General features: G+C 75.0%; 14 protein-coding genes. 8 read left to right on the top strand and 6 right to left on the bottom strand.

Going from position 1 to position 14,415, the window contains the following annotated elements; genetic code table 11:
* Positions 1-124: 124 nt before the first annotated feature.
* Entirely contained in the window at positions 125-1,783 is a 1,659-nt protein-coding gene (locus ACWDYJ_RS17905; protein ID WP_451566508.1) for a glycosyltransferase family 39 protein, read from the top strand.
* Positions 1,784-1,904: 121 nt separating this feature from the next.
* Positions 1,905-2,630, top strand: coding sequence for a trypsin-like serine peptidase (locus ACWDYJ_RS17900; protein WP_451566507.1), 726 nt, complete (start codon positions 1,905-1,907; stop codon positions 2,628-2,630).
* 7 nt (positions 2,631-2,637) lie between these two features.
* On the opposite strand, the gene ACWDYJ_RS17895 is transcribed toward ACWDYJ_RS17900, so the two are convergent.
* From ACWDYJ_RS17895 to ACWDYJ_RS17880, 4 genes are all read right to left on the bottom strand, one after another.
* Complete coding sequence (locus ACWDYJ_RS17895; protein ID WP_451566506.1) at positions 2,638-3,123, bottom strand: NUDIX hydrolase; 486 nt, start codon at positions 3,121-3,123, stop codon at positions 2,638-2,640.
* Positions 3,124-3,160: 37 nt separating this feature from the next.
* Positions 3,161-4,810: an apolipoprotein N-acyltransferase gene (gene lnt / locus ACWDYJ_RS17890; protein ID WP_451566505.1), complete on the bottom strand. Its 1,650-nt coding sequence runs from the start codon at positions 4,808-4,810 to the stop codon at positions 3,161-3,163.
* A gap of 62 nt (positions 4,811-4,872) precedes the next feature.
* A complete protein-coding gene (locus ACWDYJ_RS17885) occupies positions 4,873-5,388 on the bottom strand; it encodes a hypothetical protein (protein ID WP_451566504.1) in 516 nt (171 codons plus the stop codon).
* A gap of 102 nt (positions 5,389-5,490) precedes the next feature.
* Positions 5,491-6,549, bottom strand: coding sequence for an FAD-dependent oxidoreductase (locus tag ACWDYJ_RS17880; protein ID WP_451566503.1), 1,059 nt, complete (start codon positions 6,547-6,549; stop codon positions 5,491-5,493).
* A 91-nt stretch (positions 6,550-6,640) separates the two neighbouring features.
* Between ACWDYJ_RS17880 and ACWDYJ_RS17875 the strand changes: the two genes are divergently transcribed.
* Together ACWDYJ_RS17875 and ACWDYJ_RS17870 are read left to right on the top strand one after the other, a co-directional pair.
* Positions 6,641-7,231 (top strand): TetR/AcrR family transcriptional regulator, encoded by a 591-nt coding sequence (locus ACWDYJ_RS17875; RefSeq protein ID WP_451566502.1) that lies wholly within the window; start codon positions 6,641-6,643, stop codon positions 7,229-7,231.
* Positions 7,228-8,178, top strand: a complete 951-nt coding sequence (locus ACWDYJ_RS17870) for an ADP-ribosylglycohydrolase family protein (RefSeq protein WP_451566501.1) — start codon at positions 7,228-7,230, stop codon at positions 8,176-8,178. Before ACWDYJ_RS17875 ends, ACWDYJ_RS17870 begins: the two co-directional genes overlap by 4 nt.
* 31 nt (positions 8,179-8,209) lie before the next feature.
* On the opposite strand, the gene ACWDYJ_RS17865 is transcribed toward ACWDYJ_RS17870, so the two are convergent.
* A complete protein-coding gene (locus tag ACWDYJ_RS17865) occupies positions 8,210-9,508 on the bottom strand; it encodes a hypothetical protein (RefSeq protein ID WP_451566500.1) in 1,299 nt (432 codons plus the stop codon).
* 242 nt (positions 9,509-9,750) lie between these two features.
* On the bottom strand, positions 9,751-10,551 hold the full coding sequence (locus ACWDYJ_RS17860; RefSeq protein ID WP_451566499.1) for a glutamate racemase: 801 nt from the start codon (positions 10,549-10,551) through the stop codon (positions 9,751-9,753).
* Between the two features lie 135 nt (positions 10,552-10,686).
* On the opposite strand from ACWDYJ_RS17860, the gene ACWDYJ_RS17855 reads away from it, so the two are divergent.
* The 4 genes from ACWDYJ_RS17855 to ACWDYJ_RS17840 all read left to right on the top strand — a co-directional run bounded on the left by ACWDYJ_RS17855 (position 10,687) and on the right by ACWDYJ_RS17840 (position 14,347).
* Entirely contained in the window at positions 10,687-11,859 is a 1,173-nt protein-coding gene (locus tag ACWDYJ_RS17855; protein WP_451566498.1) for a glycosyltransferase, read from the top strand.
* A 249-nt stretch (positions 11,860-12,108) separates the two neighbouring features.
* Positions 12,109-12,615 carry a DUF6643 family protein gene (locus ACWDYJ_RS17850; protein WP_451566497.1) on the top strand — a complete coding sequence of 169 codons (507 nt, stop codon included), beginning with the start codon at positions 12,109-12,111 and terminating at the stop codon, positions 12,613-12,615.
* 95 nt (positions 12,616-12,710) lie between these two features.
* The gene (locus ACWDYJ_RS17845; protein WP_451566496.1) at positions 12,711-13,541 is read left to right on the top strand and encodes an MOSC domain-containing protein; all 831 of its coding nucleotides are present in this window, start codon (positions 12,711-12,713) and stop codon (positions 13,539-13,541) included.
* A gap of 206 nt (positions 13,542-13,747) precedes the next feature.
* Positions 13,748-14,347 (top strand): Rv1733c family protein, encoded by a 600-nt coding sequence (locus ACWDYJ_RS17840; protein WP_451566495.1) that lies wholly within the window; start codon positions 13,748-13,750, stop codon positions 14,345-14,347.
* The last annotated feature ends 68 nt before the right edge of the window (positions 14,348-14,415 follow it).

Genomic DNA, 14,415 nt, shown 5'->3' with positions numbered 1-14,415 from the left:
CTAGGGGCGGCCGGGCCCGGCGATCACGCTCCGCCGTGCACAACAGCCGGTCCGGAAACCGGCCGTGTCGTCCATAGACTGGTGTCTTCCGCCCGAACACACAGCCGAGGATCCGCGCGCCTTCATGCCTTCCGACATACCTGCCGTCATACCTGCCGTCATACCTGCCGTCCGACCTCGGCCCCTCGTGTGGCTCGTCCCCGTCCTGTGGACCCTGGCGCTCGGCCTGTGGGGGCTCTCCCGGCAGGACAGCGTGTGGCGGGACGAGGCCGCGACCTGGCAGGTGGCCGGGCGGTCACCGGGCGAGATCTGGGCGATGCTCGGTAACGTCGACGCCGTCCACGGGCTGTACTACCTGCTGATGCACGGACTCTTCGAGGTGTTCGGCGCGAGTACGACGACCCTGCGGCTGCCCTCCGTACTGGCGGTGGCGGGCGCCGCGGCGTGCGTGGCGCTGATCGGACGGCGCCTGGCCGGCTTCTGGGCCGGGCTGGGCGGCGGACTGGCCCTCGGTCTGCTGCCGGCCGTGCAGTTCTACCTCCAGGAGGGCCGCCCGTACGCGCTGGTCGCCGCCGGGGCCGGGCTGTCGACGCTGCTGCTGGTGTCGCTGGTGTCGCGCGAGCCCGACCGGCCCGGCCCGCGGGCCTGGCCGCGCTGGACGGCGTACGGGCTGACCGTGCTGGTCTGCGCCCTGCTGAACTGGCTGTCGCTGCTGATCCTGCCCGCGCACGCCGCCACCCTGTGGTGGGTCCGGGCCGGGCGCGGGCTGTGGCTGCGCTGGGCGGCGTACGGCGCGGGCGCGGTGGCGGGGGCGCTGCCGCTGATCCTGTTCAGCCGGGGCCAGTCCGGTCAGGTGTCGTGGATACCACCGCTGACCTGGCACATGCTGATCGGTCCGGGCATCCTGCTGGCCATCGGCGCCCTGGGGAGTGTCCTCGAAGTAGCGCCGTCCGCCCGGAGGGCGGGCCCGGAGGGGGCTGGTGCGTGCGATCGCAAGGCGGAGGAGGAAGTCCATGCGGAGCATCGGCGACCGACGACAACGCGGCGAGCGTGCGGGCCAGACCCCTCCGGGCAGGCGGGACTTCGCGGACCCGACCCAGGGGCGTGGGCGGACCGGCCGGGGCGGGGACGGCTCTCGGTGGCGGCCGTCGGGCTGCCGCTGCTGGCGGTTCCGCAGCTCGGGCTGATCGGGCTGTCGCTGGTGCAGCCGCTGTTCCTGGACCGGTACGTGCTGTTCAGTATGCTGGGTCTGGCGCTGCTGGTCGGCGGGGCTCTGGGCACGGCCGTACGGGCCGCCGCGCCCCGGTTCCCGCGGGCGTCGGGCCTGGTCGTGCCGGGCGTGGTCGGGGTCGCGGTGCTGGCCCTGCTGCCGGTGGAGCTGGGCAAGCGGGCCCCGGCCAGCCGGGTCGACGACGTGCTGGCGGTGGCCGGCGAGGTGGGCCGGCTGAAGCGGGACGGGGACGCGGTGCTCTTCGTACCGGCCGCGCGGCGGGACACGGCCCTGGTGTCGCCCGGGGCCTTCGCTGGCCTGGCGGACGTGGCGCTGGCGCGGGGTCCGGTGGCTTCCGCGACCCTCAAGGGCGAGGAGGCGGAACCGGCGCGGATCCGCGCGGCCCTGCTGGAGCGGCGGCGGGTGCTGCTGGTGACGGACTCGGCGCGGGTCGCCAAGCCCCCGGGCGCGGAGCGGGACAAGGTGAAGGCCGCGGTCCTGCGCGAGCACTTCACGGTGGTGGAGGACAGGCAGCTCCGGGGCCGGCGGGTGACGGTGTACGAGCGGCGCTGAATCGGCTGTCCGCTGAGTCGGCTTTGCCCTGAGTCTGCTTTCACAGCCGACTCAGGCTTTCACAGTCGATTCACATGGAATCCCGGGCTCCGGACACAGGTTCGCCGGGGAGGCTCGGTGCATGATCCAACGCATCCTGCCCCGAGCGTCCCGGATCCTGCTCGCGCTGGCCGCCATGGCCGCGCTGCTGAGCGTGGACGTGCCGGACGCCGCCGCCGTGAGGGCCGCGCCCGGCGCTGCCGCGGACAGGGTGGGCCCGCTCTTCGCGGGCGCTCTGGACGGCGGGCACTTCTGCACGGCGGCCGTGGTGCGAGGCGCCGGGCGCGACGTGATCGCCACCGCCGCGCACTGCCTGGACAGCCCCGACACGGCGCGCTTCGTACCCGGCTACCGGGACGGCGGGGCTCCGTACGGCGTGTGGCGGCTGACCGGGGTGTACATCGACCCGGGCTGGACGGAGCGCGAGGACCCCGACGTCGACATCGCGTTCGCGACCGTCACCCCGCAGGGCGGGGACACGGCGGCCCTCGAAGACCTCGTGGGCGCCTTCCCGGTCGCCACCGGGCCGCAGCCGGACGACGTCACGGTGACGGTGCTCGGCTACCCGAGCAGCCTGGACACCCCCTTGCTCTGCTCCAACGCCACCAGCCTCTTCTCGGCCACCCAGCGCCGGATCGGCTGCCCCGACCTCAGCGGCGGCACCAGCGGCAGCCCCTGGCTGGCGGACGGCGCGCTGGCGGGGGTGCTCGGCGGTCACGAGGGCGGCGGCACGGTCCCGGACGTCTCGTACAGCGCGGTGATGGGCGAGCGGGCGCTGGAGCTGTACCGGGCGGCGGCGGGTCTCTGACCGACCCTCAGTCCGCCAGCGCGGCGGGCGCCTCGAACCAGGTCGGCTCGTCCCGCAGGGCGCGGTGGACGCGGTCCAGGGCGAACGGCTCCAGCGGCGGCAGGGCGTCCAGCTCGAACCAGGCCGCCTCCAGCAGTTCCTGGTCGTGGGGCCGCGCCTCGCCGCCGGTGGCCCGGCAGCGGAAGGTGATGTCCTGGAACTGGCAGACGTCGCCGTTCGGGTAGGTGATCGGCTCCAGCATCTGCACGAGGACGACCCGCTCGGGCACGCACCGCACCGCGGTCTCCTCGTACACCTCGCGCACGGCCGTCTCGGCGGGCTGCTCCCCCGGCTCGGCTATTCCGCCGATCAGCGACCACTGTCCGGTGTCGGCCCGCCGGCCGAGCAGCACCCGGCCGCCGTCGTCGAAGACCACGGCGGTGACGCCGGGAAGCAGCAGCAGCTGCTGCCCGGCGCCGGCCCGGATCGCGCGGATGAAATCAGGTGTGGTCATGGCTCGACCTTACGAGTGCGGTGGGCGGCGATGGTCGTCATACGGCCCTGCGGGCGCGAATCCGGCGGGTCGCCGCCGCCCCGAACCCCGCGGCGGCGACCACGAGCAGGGCGTATTCGGGCAGCGGGCCGAGCCGGGTGGCCGGGGTCCGCGTGGAGCGCAGCGGGATCTCGGCCACCAGCGCGTCGGCGGTGAACATCTTCGTCCGCTGGACGATCGAGCCGTCGGGCCGGATGACGGCGCTGACCCCGCTGGTGACGGGGACGAGGACGGTCCGGCTGTGCTCGACCGCGCGGATCTGGTCCATGGCGAGCTGCTGGTAGGTCATCTGGGTCCGGCCGAAGGTGGCGTTGTTGCTGGGCACCGCGATGACCTGGGCCCCTGCCCGGACGGTGGAGCGGACGGCGTCGTCGAAGGCGGCCTCGTAACAGGTCACCATGCCGATCCCGCTGCCGGACATGTCGAACACCCCGGGCTCCTTGCCGGGGCCGAAGTCGCGGCGCACCCGGTCCACGTCGGCGCTGAAGATCCGGACGAAGGACCGCATCGGGATGCGCTCGCCGAAGGGCTGGATCTTGCGCTTGTCGTAGGTGTCGGTGGGGCCCTTGACCGGGTCCCACAGGATCATCGTGTTGCGCAGGGGGCCGGTCGCCGGGGCCAGTACGGAGCCGATCGCGACGGGCACGCCGATCCTCTTGACCGCCTGGTCGATGACGGCGTAGGCGTCGGGCTCGGTGTACGGGTCGATGTCGGAGGAGTTCTCCGGCCACAGGACGAAGTCGGGCTTCGGGACGCGGCCGGCCTCGACGTCCTGGGCCAGCTCGATGGTGCGGTTGGCGTGGTTGTCCAGGACCTGGCGGCGCTGGGCGTTGAAGTCGAAGCCGGCGCGCGGCACGTTGCCCTGGATGACGGCGGCCACGGCGGTGCCGTCCTCGGCCGCGTCGGAGACCAGCGGCCGGGCGGCGAGGGCCACCCCGAGCGGCGCGGCGACGGTGAGCGCGGCGAGGGCGGCGGTGGTCCGGCGGGGGTGGGCGCGGGCGACGCGCAGGGCCTCGTAGAGGCCGAATCCGCACAGGGCGACGGCGAAGGAGAGCAGCGGGGTGCCGCCGAGCGCGGCGAGCGGTACGAAGAGGCCTTCGGCCTGGCCGAAGGCGAGCTTGCCCCACGGGAAGCCGCCGAAGGGGGCCCGGGCCCGCAGGGCCTCGTCCGCGACCCAGACGGCGGCGGCCCACAGCGGCCAGCCGGGGAGGCGGCTGACGAGGGCGATGCCGAGGCCGCCGAGGCCGATGAGGAGGGCTTCGAGGGTGACCAGGGCGACCCACGGCACGGGGCCGACGCCCTCGCTGGTCCAGATGAGCAGCGGCAGCAGGTAGCCGAGCCCGAAGAGGAAGCCGAGGCCGAATCCGGCGCGGGCACGGCGGCCGCGCACGCATCCGGCCAGCAGGGCGAGGGCGAACGGGGCCAGCCACCACAGGGGGCGGGGCGGGAAGCTGACGTAGAGCAGCACCCCGGCGAGGGCGGCGAGCACGGCCCGCACGAGCCAGGCGGCCTTGCGCTGCGGCTGGGGCTGCGGCCGCTGCGCGGGCGCGGCTTCCGGTTTCGCGACAGGGGGCGCCGTCGTGGTCGCCGCGCTGCCGGCGGGCGACGGCGAAGGGTCGTTCTCGGCGTCGCGGGTGACACTACTCATCTGGCGGAGTGTACGTCCCCTCGTGCCAAGGACCGGTAAGGCCCCGTCGCCCCGCGGGCGACTCAGCGGGCGAGGGACCGCAGATGGGTGCGGATGACGCGGACGGCGTCTTCGGCGTCGTCGACGGTGACCGTGAAGAGCTTTCCGTCGCCCAGCCGCAGCTGCACTCCCTCGCCGCGGCGGACGATGATCGCGGTGCCCTTCTCCGGGCGCCAGCGGTAGCCCCAGCCGCCCCACTGCTGCGGGGTGATCCGGGGGACGAACTCGGCGGAGGTCACCTCGGCGAGCCGGATCTTGCGGCGCGGCAGTCCGATGTGGCCGCAGCGCACTTCGAGTGCCTCGGAGTCGACGGTGACGGCGACGTACACGAAGGCGATGGTGCCGTAGAGGATGAGCAGTCCCGCCGCGAGGCAGCCGATCACCGACATGAGCAGCGGCACGATTCCGGAGTTCCAGGGGCTGCCCACGGCGAGCTGGATGCCGAGCGCCAGACAGCCCGCACCGGCTGCGGCGAGCAGCCACTGTGCGCGGTTGGAGGCCCGGCCCGTCCAGAGCGGACCCGGGGGGTGAGCCGTCATGTGTAGCAGCGTACTCAGCTTCGGCAGGTGCGCCACCACCTCTCGCCCACACGGTGCAACACGCCCCTGACCTCCCCTGACCGGACCTGACCGGCTCTGGCCTCAGGGAAGCAGGCTGACCAGGGCGTCGCGCAGGGCAGGGCGGCGCACCGTCATGAACCGGTGCAGGGTCCGGGAGGCGAGGGCGACGCGCTGCGCGCTGCGGCGGCGCTCGCCGTCGTACGCGCGCAGCGCGGCGGGGAGCCCAGACCGCCCGTGGGCGGCGACGGTCCGGGTGAGGGCCTCGGCGTCGAGGAGGGCGGTGCACGCGCCCTGGCCGAGGTTGGGGGTCATGGCGTGGGCCGCGTCCCCGACGAGGGCGATCCGGCCGCCGGTGACGAAGGTGGGCAGCGCCGGGTGGAGGTGGCGCATCTCGTACCGGATCCAGGTGGCGGGGTCGGTGGCGGCGAGCACCCGCGGGATCGGGTCGTGCCAGTCGGCGAAGGCGGCCCGCAGTTCCTCGGCGGTGGTGGCCTCGGGGACGGTGGCGTACCAGTTGGTGCGGCCCGGCTCGACGGGGGTCATGCCGAAGAAGCGGCCCTTGCCCCAGGTCTCGCCGTACGTCCCGGTCTCGAAGCCGGCGATGCCGATCCAGGCGACCGTGCCGAGGGCGCGCACACCGCTGCCGGCGGTGAAGTGGGCGGTGCGGACGGCGCTGTGGATGCCGTCGGCGCCGACGACGAGATCGGCGTCGAGCGCGCGGGGGTCGGTCAGGGGCTGCCCGTACGAGATGGCCGCGCCGCCGAGCCGGTCCAGCTCGGTGAGCAGCGCGTCGAGGAGGTGGGGCCGGGAGATGAGGAGTTCGGGGCGGCCGGCCTTGCGCTCGATGCGCTCCAGGGGGAGGGAGGCGAGCACGGTGCCGTCGGGGCGGCGGATCCGGGCGCCGCGGTACGGGACCGCCCGCGCCCGCAGCGCCGGGCCGAGGCCGAGCCGGTCGAGCGCGGACTGGGCGGTGGGGTGGATGCCGAAGGCCGTGCCGTAGCGCTCGGGCGCGGCCCGCCGCTCCAGTACGGTCACGGCCCAGCCCGCGCGGAGCAGTCCGACGGCGGTGGCGAGACCGCCGACGCCCGCGCCGACGACGACGGCCTCACCGGTGTCGCTGCTCTTCGCCCTGCTCGTCATGGCATGTCCCTCGATCCGTCGAACCGGAAACTGGAGCACCACGTCCGTGGTACCCCACCTGTGGTACCACGGGCGTGGTTATCCTGTCCAGGTGAATCGTGACCGGAAGGACCGGCTGCGCGACGCGGCCGTGGCGGTACTGGCCGAGGCGGGCGGGCGCGGGCTGACGCACCGGGCCGTGGACGCCGAGGCGGCCGTGCCGCTGGGCACCGCCAAGAACTACTTCCCGAGCCGCGACGCGCTGCTGCGGGCCGTCGCCGAGCGCTGCCTGGAGCAGTACCGGGCGCTGGCCGCCGACCTCGCGCAGGCCGGACCGGGGCCTTCCGACCGGGCGGGACTGGCGGCGTTGCTGGCGGGACTGCTGCGCGATGTGGCCGGGCCCGGGCGGCCACGCGTACTGGCCTACCTGGAGCTCCAGACGGAGGCGGCCCGCAGGCCGTGGCTGGCCGCGCTCCTGGACCCGATCGGGGCCTCGGACTTCGCGGCGCACCGGTACCTGCTGGCGGCGGCCGGACTCCCGGCCGGACCGGAGCGGGCCCGCGCCGTGACCCTGGCCCTGCACGGCGCGATCCCGCACCTGCTGGCCGGCGCCCCCGGCACGCTGGCCGCGGCCGGCCTGGACGACCTGGACGGCTTCGCGCGCGGGGTACTGGCCGCCGTATGCCCCGAGGAGGAGCGGTGACCAGCCGCATCGAGCGCCCCGACCGGGCCGACCGCGTCGAGCGGGCCGTCGGGGCCGTCCTGGGCTCGGCGGCGGGCGACGCGCTGGGCGCCCCGTACGAGTTCGGCCCGGCGGGGGAACTGGCCGCGCGGGGCAGGGAGATGTGCGCGGGAGGCGGCTGGGATCCCGGCGAGGCCACCGACGACACGCAGATGGCGGTCCTGCTCGGCGAGTCCCTGCTGGAGCGGGGCGGCCTCGAACTCCCGGACGTCTTCGGCCGGTTCCAGCGCTGGGCGGGCGGGCAGCCCAAGGACATCGGCCTCCAGACCGAGGACGTCCTGACCAACGGCCTGCCCTGGGATCAGGCCGCCGCCCTGCACTTCCAGGTCAACGCGCGGGCGGCGGGCAACGGTTCCCTGATGCGGGCCGCCACTTCGGCGGTGTACTTCGCCCCCGCCGGGCGGGAGGCCACGATGGACGCCGCCCGGCGGATCGCGGCGCTCACCCACGGCGACCGGGCCGCCTGGGAGGGCACCGCCGTCCTGCACGAGCTCGTCCGGGTCGCCCTGGACGGCCGGGATCCCCTCTCCGCACTGCCCGACACCCTCGACGCCGTGCACCCGGACCACCGCGAGCGGTACGCCCGCGTGCTCGACCCGGGCTGGCACCCGGACCTGGCCACCGAGTTCAACGGGGCGGTGTGGCCCTGCCTCGGCTCGGCGGTGTGGGCGCTGCGGACGACCACCGGTTTCGCGCAGGCCGTACGCTCCGCCGTCGATCTGGGCGGGGACACCGACACGGTCGCCGCGGTGACCGGAACCCTGGCCGGCGCGGTGTACGGACAGGCGGCGATCCCGGAGCACTGGACGGGGCCCCTGCACGTGCCGCTGCCCGGCTTCGGGGGCCGGGTGCTGGACGCGGAGGCGCTGCGCGCGCTGGCGCGGCGGCTCGCGGCCACCACCGGCTGAGCCGTGGGCCGCCGGAGAGCGCGCCGCGCGGTCAGCCGCAGCCGCAGCCCCCACAGCCCCCGCCGCAGCTACCGCCGCCGCTCCCGCCGCCGCAGCCCCCGGCGTTGTCGGCGCGCCGCTGGTCCGTCTCCCGCGACGCCTTGGTGCCGCCCGGCGATCGGGTCTGGCGCGTCGTGCCGTACCACCCGGCGCCCCGCTCCCGCCGCCGCCGAAGGGTGTCGCGGTGGGAGGTCCCGGCCGGGTTCCACTGGTCGAGCCCGTGCCGGCGGCGCGGCAGCAGCGGGGCCGCCGTGAGGGAGGAGGCGATGCCGGCCCCGGCTCCGTGGACGGCGTACTCGACGACGATCTCGGCGCCCTCCCGCGGTACTCCGTAGAGCACGGCCTCGAAGGGCTCGCTGGAGGCGTCTATGTCGTGAAGTCTCCGCTGGATCTGCCCGTCCGCTCCGGCCGCCAGCAGCCGCACCCCGCCGCGCGTGTCCCGTTCCCCGGCCGCGTAGGCGACCAGGGGCCGCCCGGCCGTCTCGTCGGCGTCCGGGTACAGCCAGAAGTGGCCGGACGGGGAGACCCGTATGCCGACGATAAGGGCGGGCTGCGGTGCGTCGTGCAGCCGGCGCGCGGCCAGATCGGCGGCCCAGCCCGAGCCGAGCAGGGTGGTCCCGAGCACCAGCGGGGGCAGCGCGAACCCCTGCTGGCCGACGGCGTCGTACGGGGCGGCGGCGCCCGCGCCGAGGTCCTGGACGAGGGCGTCGAGGAGGATGCCGGCGCCGGCCAGGCACAGGAAGGCGCCGAGCAGCATCCGTGCGACGCCGCGGCGCCCGTGCCCGACGGGAAGCGGCTCGGGCAGCGGGAAGCGGGCCGTCCCGGCGGCGGCGAGGGCCAGGCTCGCCTGCCGACGGCGGGCCCGCAGCCGTACGAGCGACCCCGCGAGCGCCCCCAGGGACAGGAGGCACACGAGGGCGAGACCGATCCGGCCCTGCGGGTCGGAGGCGGGGCGCTCGGGCAGCGCCACGGCCGCCTCCACGGCGAGCAGTGCGGCGGACGCCACGGTCGGCCCCGGCAGGTACCGGTACCAGAGGGGCAGGGCCACCAGCAGCACGGTCGCGGGATAGGCCCGCCACTGCGTGCCCACCGGCTCGATCGGCCCCTCGGTCCATGAGGTCAGCAGGAGTGCGGCGGCCACCAGGACGCCGAGCACCCAACTCCCGGCGGCGGGGGCGAAGAAGAGCGGTGAATGGGCCTTGAGCCAGCGCTCGGCCGCGGCAACGCCCCATCTCCGTACGTCACTTGTGGGGATCACCCCGGTGGGCAGGTGCTTGGCGTAGGCGTTCACGGCCCCAGTATGCGAGCGCGCCCGGCGCCGTGGAACAGAAGACCCGGCCCCGTCGCATCAGTGCCGGTCAGCGCGGGTCAGCGTTCGGCGCGGTCGGGCTGTCGAGCGGCGTCGGGGTAGGCCTCGGGAAGCAGTTCGGTGACCGGCTACGCGGGCCACGGCGGCGACGGTGTGCTGTTCGCCGTAGCAGCGGGCGCGGGCGAGTTCGGTGGCGGCCACGACGAGGGCGTGGTCCTCGGGGGTCAGCGCGCGACGACGGCGTTCTGCTCGAGGCCGGCGAGCAGCCGTCCTTCGGCGTAGCGGAGCGCGGCGGCCGGCAGTTCGCCCGTCTGCCCGCTGAGCAGTACGGTCAGCCCGCCGGTGCGGGGCAGGCCCGGCTCGGGGCGGGCGCCGAAGCGGCGCAGGGCCTGTACGGCGACGGCCTCGGCCGAGCCGTGGAAGGTGGGCTCCGCTCCCCCGGTCCGTACGGCGAGGGCGGCCCGGATGGGGGCCTCGACCAGTTCGTAGTGCGTACAGCCCAGCACCACGTCCGTGACATCGGGCGGGGTCAGCGCGGCGGCGGCGGCCACGGCGGCTACGACGGCCGCCTCGTCCGCTGCCTCGACGGCGTCGGCGAGGCCCGGACAGGGCACCTCGGTGACGCGGATCCCCGCGGCGAAGTCGCGGATCAGTGCGCGCTGGTACGGGCTGCCGGTGGTGGCGGGGGTGGCCCAGATCGCCACGCGCCCGCCGCCCGCCGCGGCGGGCTTGATCGCCGGGACCGTGCCGATGACCGGGATGGCGGGCTCCAGCTCGGCCCGCAGGGTGTCCAGGGCGTGCACGGAGGCGGTGTTGCAGGCCACGATCAGCACGTCGGGGCGGTGCGCGGCGGCGGCACGGGCGACGTCACGGGCCCGCTCGGTGAGGTCCGCGGGGGTACGCGGCCCCCAGGGCATGCCGTCGGGGTCGCAGGACACGACCAAGTCGGCGTCCGGCCGCAGCCGACGCGTCGCGGCGGCCGCCGCGAGGAGGCCGATTCCCGAGTCCATGAGTGCGATCTTCACCCGGTCACCTTAGTCGACCGGGTCGACGCACGGGGTCGGCCCCGCCCGACCCGACCGGTCCGCCCCCCATACGGGCCGGACCCGGCCCCGCCCGGTTGCGCGACATGCCGCGCCGGGTTCGGGACACTGCGGGGCATGGGCCTCCTCCTCGTCACCACCTGCCTCTCCCTCACCGCCTGGCTCTGGCTCACCCTCGCCCAGGGCATGTTCTGGCGCACCGACGTCCGCCTCCCGCCGCGCACCGCCCCGGCCCACTGGCCCTCCGTCGCCATCGTCGTCCCGGCCCGGGACGAGGCCGAGGTGCTCCCCCGCAGCCTGCCGTCCCTCCTCGCCCAGGACTATCCGGGCGCGGCCGAGATCGTCCTGGTCGACGACGGCAGTACGGACGGCACCGCCGCCCTCGCCCTGCGGCTGGCCGCCGAGCACCCCGGGCTGCCCCTGACCGTCGTCACCCCCGGCGATCCCGCCGCGGGCTGGACCGGCAAGCTGTGGGCACTGCGCCACGGCATCGCCCATGTCCGCGGCGCCCACTCCGCCGAGCCGGACTACCTCCTGCTCACCGACGCCGACATCGCCCACGCGAGCGACAGCCTGCGCGAACTGGTCTCCGCCGCGACCAGTGCCCGGCTCGACCTGGTCTCCCTGATGGCCCGCCTGCGCGTCGCCAGTCCGTGGGAGCGGCTCGTCGTACCGGCCTTCGTCTACTTCTTCGCCCAGCTGTACCCCTTCCGACGGATCAACCGTCCCACCGGCCGGACGGCCGCGGCCGCCGGCGGCTGCGTACTGCTGCGCACCGAGGCCGCTGTCCGCGCCGGGGTTCCCGACTCCATCCGGCAGGCCGTCATCGACGACGTGGCCCTCGCCCGCGCCGTCCGGCGCTCGGGCGGGCGGATCTGGCTCGGGCTGGCGGAGCGGGTGGACAGCGTGCGCCCGTACCCCGCCTTGAAGGATCTGTGGCAGATGGTCTCGCGCAGTGCGTACGCCCAACTGCGCCACCAGCCGCTGCTGCTCGCCGGGACGGTGGCGGGGCTGGTCCTGGTCTATCTCGTCCCTCCGGCCGCGCTCCTCGCGGGGCTCGCCGCCGGACACCCGGCGCTCGCCTGGGCCGGAGGGCTGGCGTGGCTGCTGATGGCCGGCACCTACCTGCCGACGCTCCGCTTCTACCGCCAGCCGGTCCTCCTGGCCCCGCTGCTGCCGTTCACCGCGCTGCTCTATCTCCTGATGACCGTCGACTCGGCCGTGCGGCACTACCAGGGGCGCGGCGCCGCCTGGAAGGGCCGCACCTATGCCCGGCCCAGCGATGCCTGAAACGGCCGGGGCACCGGGGCTGAAAGGCCGTCATCCGAGGTCACCGCGTTGTGACGCTGCGTCAGCCCCAGATAGGTGCAACACCCAACCGGTGAGCACGAGTAGGAACAAGGCGGGATGCAAGTGGCGAATCGTGCACGTGAACGTCAAGTGAAAGCTGTGGCGCTGACCTGCGAATATGCAGGTCAGCGCGGTGTTGACGGAACCTCGCTATGGACCCGGTGAAGTCGTGGGCTTAACTTAGGTCCCATGACCTCCCCCCGCTCCACTTATGGCGGCGGTTACTACTCCGCGCCCTCCTTCACGGACACCCCCATCTACGACTCTCTCGTCGCCGAACGCGGGACTCCGCAGATCGCCCCGATCCGCGTCCCCGCCGCCTACGACACCCCGAGCGCCGGTTACTCGAGCGGTGGTTTCCTGCCGGCCCTCGCCTCCTCCATGCCCGCCCTGCCCCCCGCGATGCCGCAGCAACAGGCTCCGTCGTACGGGTACCAGTACCAGCAGCAGGCGCCGCAGCAGCAGATGCCCATGCCGCTGCAGCACGCGCCCGCGCCGTACATCCCGCAGCAGCAGCCGGTCGCGGCCCGCGGTGGGTACGTACCGCAGCCCCAGCCGCAGCAGCCCCGTCCGGTCGCCACGGCGACCGGATACGAGGCCATGCGCCCGGCGGCGCCGCGCCCGATGCCGACTCCGGCGCAGGTCCCCTCGTACGAGGACCCGTACGGCCGCCCGTACCAGGGACGCGGCTACTGAGGCGCGGCCCGCGCGGCGGCGCCGGGGAGGCAGGCCGCTGAGCCCTGCGCGAAACGCCTGGGCCGGTGACGGGGGCGGCTGGCAGGATTGCCCCCATGTCGAACGCGTATGTCCAGTCGCTCCACGTCCATCCCGTCAAGTCGGTGGCGGGGACCGCTCCCGACGAGGTGGCCGTGGAGCCCTGGGGTCTGTCCGGGGACCGGCGCTGGGCAGTGATCGACTCGGAGGGCGCGGTGCTCACGCAGCGCCGGCACGCGCGCCTCGCGCTGGCCTCGGCCCGTCCGCTGGAGGGCGGCCGGGTCGCACTGTCAGCACCGGGCATGGCGGATCTGGTCGTCGAGGTACCGCAGCCCGGCCCGTTGGAGCCGGCGCTCCTGTTCGGCAAGAAGGTCGAGACCGTGGTCGCGGGGGCCGCCGCGGCCGAGTGGTTCAGCACCTACCTGGGCGAGCCCGCCCGGCTGGTGCACCTGGACGATCCGGCCGTACGCCGGCCCGTGGACCCGAAGTACGCGCTGCCCGGTGAGACCGTGAGCCTCGCCGACGCCTACCCGCTGCTGCTGACGACCCTCGCCTCGCTGGACGCCCTCAACGCGCTCATCGCCCAGGGTGACCATCCGCGGGAGGGGCCGCTGCCCATGAACCGGTTCCGCCCCAGTGTGGTGGTCGCGGGACCGGGCGTGGAGGCGTGGGCGGAGGACGGCTGGCGGCGCATCGCGATCGGCGACGCCGTCTTCCGGGGCGTGCGCGAGTGCGGGCGCTGCATCGTCACCACCACCGACCAGACGACGGCGGAGCGCGGCCGGGAGCCGCTGCTGACCCTGGCCCGGCACCGGCGGATCGGGAAGTCGCTGGCCTTCGGGCGGCAGCTGGTTCCCGTACGCCTGGGCACGGTGCGGGTCGGTGACGAGGTCCACGTCCTGGAATGAACCCGCCTGGAGTGATGCCGCGCCGCCCGGATCAGCCGACCGGAATGACACCTTCGAGGGGCTCCGCGCCCCGACTGGAACCAACCGCCCCGACCAGGCCGTTGGATCAGTCAGGACAGGTGAGCACCGTGAGGCGGGCGGGAAGCCTGGACGCGCAGGCAGACGGAGACTGGCGGAAGCAGGGGGGCCGCACCGTGTGGACAGCAATGGGAGTGTGGCGTTGGCGGCGCAATCCGCTGCGCCGGCCGACCGATCTCTTCGAGGCTTGGGTGGCGTTCGCCGCCCTGGCGTGCGTGCTGGTGGTGGCTCCGGCCGTCGGCTGGGTCGCGGGGCTGCGGGTGGACGACACCTTGCAGCGGGCCGCGCTGGAGCAGCGGCACGAGCGGTACCTCGTCCCGGCCGTGGTCGTCCGGCCGGCCGCGGGCCAGGTCGCCGGTGCGGCGACCGACGCGTCGGCGCAGCGGCAGACGCCCGAGCGGACCCACATCGTGGCCGCGTGGACCGCGCCGGACGGCAGCAGCCATCAGGGGACGGTTCCCGCGGCGGAGGAACCGCCGCGGCCCGGCGACCGGTTCCGGATATGGACCGACACGCGGGGCCGGTTGGTGGGGCAGCCGCTCGACCCGTCCGCCGCGTCCTTCCACGCGGGGGTGGCCGGCCTGGCCGCCGCCCTCACGGCGGCAGCGCTGGCGGAGACGATGCGGCGGCTGGTCGTACGCCGGCTCATGCATCGGCGGTACCTCCGTCTGGACCGCGCCTGGGCGGCGGCCGGGCCGGACTGGGGCCGGGCGGGCGCGGGCAGCTGACCTGGCAACTCGCGGGCCCTGCGCGCGCTACGGTGGAGCGCAGGCCGGTTCGGTCGCTTCAGCCGCTG

This window comes from Streptomyces sp. NPDC003042 (assembly GCF_053591315.1).
The sequence above is the reverse complement of the archived record's forward strand: the minus strand, read 5'-3'. Positions and strand labels throughout refer to the sequence as shown.

What these genes read in the sequence shown, in the direction of transcription:
- ACWDYJ_RS17905 (WP_451566508.1), top strand. Translation starts at nt 125, where the DNA reads ATGCCTTCCGACATACCTGCCGTCATACCTGCCGTCATACCTGCCGTC.
- ACWDYJ_RS17900 (WP_451566507.1), top strand. Translation starts at nt 1,905, where the DNA reads ATGATCCAACGCATCCTGCCCCGAGCGTCCCGGATCCTGCTCGCGCTG.
- ACWDYJ_RS17895 (WP_451566506.1), bottom strand. Translation starts at nt 3,123, where the DNA reads ATGACCACACCTGATTTCATCCGCGCGATCCGGGCCGGCGCCGGGCAG.
- lnt (WP_451566505.1), bottom strand. Translation starts at nt 4,810, where the DNA reads ATGAGTAGTGTCACCCGCGACGCCGAGAACGACCCTTCGCCGTCGCCC.
- ACWDYJ_RS17885 (WP_451566504.1), bottom strand. Translation starts at nt 5,388, where the DNA reads ATGACGGCTCACCCCCCGGGTCCGCTCTGGACGGGCCGGGCCTCCAAC.
- ACWDYJ_RS17880 (WP_451566503.1), bottom strand. Translation starts at nt 6,549, where the DNA reads ATGACGAGCAGGGCGAAGAGCAGCGACACCGGTGAGGCCGTCGTCGTC.
- ACWDYJ_RS17855 (WP_451566498.1), top strand. Translation starts at nt 10,687, where the DNA reads ATGGGCCTCCTCCTCGTCACCACCTGCCTCTCCCTCACCGCCTGGCTC.
- ACWDYJ_RS17850 (WP_451566497.1), top strand. Translation starts at nt 12,109, where the DNA reads ATGACCTCCCCCCGCTCCACTTATGGCGGCGGTTACTACTCCGCGCCC.
- ACWDYJ_RS17845 (WP_451566496.1), top strand. Translation starts at nt 12,711, where the DNA reads ATGTCGAACGCGTATGTCCAGTCGCTCCACGTCCATCCCGTCAAGTCG.
- ACWDYJ_RS17840 (WP_451566495.1), top strand. Translation starts at nt 13,748, where the DNA reads ATGGGAGTGTGGCGTTGGCGGCGCAATCCGCTGCGCCGGCCGACCGAT.